The organism is Actinacidiphila oryziradicis, from assembly GCF_005047355.1.
GTDB classification, from domain to species: domain Bacteria; phylum Actinomycetota; class Actinomycetes; order Streptomycetales; family Streptomycetaceae; genus Actinacidiphila; species Actinacidiphila oryziradicis.
In genome coordinates this window covers 1-4,408 of record NZ_SUMC01000241.1, presented here as the reverse complement: position 1 = coordinate 4,408, position 4,408 = coordinate 1, and the positions used below count along the sequence as shown (strand labels likewise).

At 69.3% G+C, this 4,408-nt stretch carries 3 protein-coding genes; 2 read left to right on the top strand and 1 reads right to left on the bottom strand.

What is annotated here, in order from left to right; translation table 11 throughout:
* Positions 1-921 (top strand): RNA-guided endonuclease InsQ/TnpB family protein (locus FCI23_RS54200; RefSeq protein WP_136731561.1); only part of this gene is annotated, 921 nt, incomplete at its 5' end.
* Between the two features lie 211 nt (positions 922-1,132).
* On the opposite strand, the gene FCI23_RS54195 is transcribed toward FCI23_RS54200, so the two are convergent.
* On the bottom strand, positions 1,133-1,564 hold the full coding sequence (locus tag FCI23_RS54195) for an SCO5389 family protein (RefSeq protein WP_322974067.1): 432 nt from the start codon (positions 1,562-1,564) through the stop codon (positions 1,133-1,135).
* Between the two features lie 35 nt (positions 1,565-1,599).
* Here FCI23_RS54195 and FCI23_RS54190 point away from each other — a divergent pair, with 35 nt between their 5' ends.
* Positions 1,600-4,152 (top strand): SpoIIE family protein phosphatase, encoded by a 2,553-nt coding sequence (locus tag FCI23_RS54190; RefSeq protein ID WP_322974066.1) that lies wholly within the window; start codon positions 1,600-1,602, stop codon positions 4,150-4,152.
* Positions 4,153-4,408: the final 256 nt, after the last annotated feature.

Below are 4,408 nucleotides of genomic sequence, written 5' to 3'. Positions count from 1 at the left end.
GACACACCCGGCTACCCGCGCTTTCGCGGGGTGAACTGGTTCGACACGGTGGAGTTCCCCAAGGACGGTGACGGCTGCCGCTGGGACTCCGCCCCGCACGATCCCGTCACCCGCGTCCGCCTCCAGGGCGTCGGCCACGTCAAGGTCAACCAGCACCGCGCCGTGACCGGCAGGATCAAGACGGTGTCCGTGAAGCGCGAGGGCCGTCAGTGGTTCGTCGTGCTGACCGCCGAGCAGGAGCGGCCCGAGCCGCTGCCCACGACCGGATCCGTGGTCGGGATCGACCTGGGCATCGCCAACTTCCTCGCCGACTCAAACGGCGGGTTCGTGCCCAACCCGCGGCACGGGCGTAAGGCCGCCGCGAAGCTGGAATCCGCGCAGCGGGCGCTGTCCCGGTTTGGGCGCCGCAAGGCCAAGGACCGCACCGCCAACCACCAGCGGGCCGTGGACAAGGTCGCCGCGCTGCTCGGCAAGATCCGGCGTCAGCGCCTCGACCACGCGCACAAGACCGCGCTCGGCCTGGTCCGCGTGCACGACTTCATCGCGCACGAAGACCTCAAGATCCGCAACATGAGCAAGGCCCCCTTACCCAAGCCCGACCCCGAGAACGCGGGCGTCTTCCTGCCCAACGGGGCCGCCGCGAAGGCCGGGCTGAACCGCAGCATCGCTGACGCCGGATGGGGGGTGTTCCTGATGATCCTGTACGCCAAGGCTGAAAGCGCCGGACGGGAAGTGATCGCCGTGGACCCCCGCAACACCTCCCGCGAGTGCCCCGAATGCGGGCACACCGCCAAGGAGAACCGGCCCACACAGGAAAAGTTCCACTGCGTCGCCTGCGGCCAGACCGCGCACGCCGACACAGTGGGAGCCACCAACGTTCTACGGGCCGGGCTGGTCCGTCGCGACGCCAACCCGGCGTAACGAGAAGCCCCCGGCTTCAGCCGGGGGAGGAGTCACGGATGTACTGTTTCAGCACCAGGTAACCGGTCCAAGCGGCGTGATGATCTCGGTACCTGGATCAGTGGGCCGGGCCCGATCTCTTGTCATTGAGGCCCCACCGGTAGTCCGGAACGAACAGTCGGTCGGGGTGTGGCTGTGGCGGGTGGCCAGTCCGGCGGGCTTGCGGCCGGGTTCAGCAGTCGCGGAATTCGGGTGACTGGTTGAGGATCTGGGAGCGGGTGGGGTGAACTAGGTGTATGTCTGCCCATTCGTGGGCCTTGGGCCGGAAGGCCGCTACCCGGGGGCAGTTCTGGAACGCCAGCGCGACGCCGAAGTGCCGCTCGAAACTGCCCCGGATGGAGTTGCTGGCCAGAGCGCGCAGTAGTTGGCCGCGCTCGGCCTCAGAGGGCGGCGGGGTGAGGTTGTCGGCGAATTCGCGGTTGCTGCTCTGGAGTTCGCGGGCCAGGGCGGCGATGAGTTGGTAGGCGTAGGGGAGTACCGGTTTCGGGAGTGCTGATAATGCATTTGCGAGTCCGGAAGGAACAGCGCGAGTGCGCCGGTGACAGCGAAGCCACGCCAGAACGGACCGGCCAACTCGTTCGAATCTGAGTGTGACGAGCGACACACGCCATATATCCCGAAACCGGGTACTTTCGAACGATGTTCTCTGAGCACGCGCTGCCGGCCGATTGGCTCGACCGCATGACCGACGCGAACAGTGCGATCCCGACGGTCCGGAACACACCTCGCGGGCGGGCAGCGGACAGGCCTGAGTGCATGGTGCCCGCCGCAGTGCCGGGGGCCTCCGATTTGGTCGGCGCGCCGATCGCGATGATCGACGCGGAAGGGACGGTGGTCGGGTGGTCGCAGGCTGGCCAGCGGCTGGTCGGCTACTCACCCGCGGAGGTGGTGAGCCGACCCGCCGGGGTCATGCTGGCGTCTGCCGAAGACTGGGCGGAGGCGTCCGCCTTCGCGGAGCGGTGCCGTGCCCGGGGTGGCTGGTCCGGTCTTGCGGCGGTTCGCCACCGCGACGGCCGCAGGCTCGAGGTGAGCCTGCGGGTCTCCCCGCTGTCGGGGCAGGACGGCAGTGCCCATTGGCTCGTCTCGGTGACCGACTTGGCCGCGGTCGCCTCGTTGGCGGTGAACGGATTGAGGCCGTCGTCGCTTCTGACCCGCGCGCCGGTCGGGATCACCGTCCGCGACCTGGAGCTGCGCTGCACCTGGCTGAACGACCTCGCAGAGCGCCGGGACGACATCCTTCCCGAGGTGCGGCTGGGACGGCGGCTGACGGAGGTGGTGGCCGGCTTCGAGGCCGAAGCACTCGAGGCGGCGATGCGGCAGGTGCTGGAGAGCGGTACCCCGGTGTTTGACCTTGAGTACCCGGCATGGAATGCGCGCCGGAAACACGCGTTCACGGTCTCCTACTTCCGCCTCGAGGACGCGGAGGGCCACGCGCTGGCCGTGTGCGGCATGTGCGTAAACGTCACCGACAGGGAGCGGGCGCGCGAGCGCCTGGCGATCCTCAGCGAGGCCAGCACGCGGATCGGCAGCACCCTGGACGTCATGCGGACCGGGCAGGAACTGGCCGACCTCGCGGTGCCGCTCCTGGCTGACTTCGTCGCCGTCGACCTGGCGGAATCGGTCCCGCTCGGTGAGGAGCCCCTGGCCCGGCTGGGGCCGATGGGCGAGCACATCCCCGCCTTCCGCCGCGCGGGCCTGGCATCGATCCGCCCCGGGGCCCCGGATGCCTTTTGCGCCCGGGGGGAGGCGGTCTTCGTCCCACCGACCTCGCCCTACACCCGCGTCCTGTCCACCGGGAAGTCCTACCTGGAACCGGTCCTGGACACCTCCCCCGGTACGTGGTTCGACCAGGACCCGGCCCGGGCGCAGAAGATCAGCGGGTACGGAATGCACTCTGCGATGGTCGTGCCGATCCACGCGCGCGGCACGGTGCTGGGCATAGCGGTCTTCGCCCGTACCGAGGATCCGGTGCCGTTCGAGGAGGACGACCTGCTGCTGGCCGAGGAACTCGTCTCCCGGGCCGCGCTGTGCTTGGACAACGCCAACCGGTACACCCGCGAACGCGCTGCGGCCCTTGCCCTGCAGCGCAACCTGCTCCCGCAGCGCCTGACGGGCGGGTCCGCGGTCGAGGTGGCCTCGCGTTATCTGCCGGCCGATAGCCACCGCGGCGTCGGGGGTGACTGGTTTGATGTGATTCCGCTGTCCGGTGCCCGGGTGGCCCTGGTCGTCGGCGACGTGGTCGGGCACGGCATCAACGCCGCCGCGACCATGGGCCGGCTCCGCACCGCCGTGCACACTCTGGCCGACATGGACCTGCCCCCCGACGAACTGCTCGCCCACCTCGACGACCAGGTCACCCGCCTCGCAGAGGAGGACGCCGACGCGAAGGACCTGGCCACCGCCGTGGTGGGTGCCACCTGCCTGTACGCCGTCTACGACCCGGTCACCCGGCGCTGCACGATGGCACGGGCCGGCCACCCCCCGCCCGCGATCATCGACCCGCACGGCCACGTCACCTTCCCCGACCTCCCCACCGGAACCCCACTCGGCCTCGGACTGACCCCCTTCCCCTTCGAGGCCGTCGAGCTGGAACTTCCCGAAGGCAGCACGCTCGCCTTCTACACCGACGGCCTGGTCGAAACCCGTGACCAGGACATCGACGCCGGGATGCACCGTCTGGCCACCGCCCTCGCCAACCCCGGTCTCCCACTGGAAGACCTCGGCTCGGCCGTGCTCGACACCCTGCCGACCCGGGCGCCGTCCGACGACGTCACCCTGCTCCTCGCCCGCACCCGCACGCTCAGCCCGAACCAGGTGGTCTCCTGGGACCTGCCCACCGACCCGGCCGTCGTCAGCACCGCCCGGTCCCTGGCCGTCGGCCAACTGACCAAGTGGGGACTGCCGGATCTGGCGACGACCACCGAGCTGATCGTCAGCGAACTGGTCACCAACGCCATCAGCCACGGCACCGGCCCCGTCCGTCTGCGCCTGATCCGGCACCAGGTCCTGACCTGCGAAGTCTCTGACACCAACACCAGCCTCACCTGCCTACGCCACGCCCGGACCACCGACGAGGGCGGCCGCGGCCTCTTCCTCGTCGCCCAGCTCTCCCACCGACGAGGCACCCGCTACACACCGGACGGCAAAACCGTGTGGGCCGAACAGGAACTGACACCCGCGGTAGAGCAGTGAACGACAGCAACCCCCACGACCGACCACAGGCGGTATCGTCCGCCATGGGCCCATGGTGACCTGTATGACCGCAGGCGCCCGACTCGGCTAGCCCTGTACTTCGCGAGACCTGATTCAGCGACCTGCGAAGTACGGGGCTAGCCACAATGCCGCTGACTTTGGGTTGATCTTGTTTGTAGTGTGTGCCTCGGGAGGGTTGCTGAGTGCCACGAGCTGGACAGGTCAAGCCGCCGGTTGAGGAGCGGTTGTCGGATCG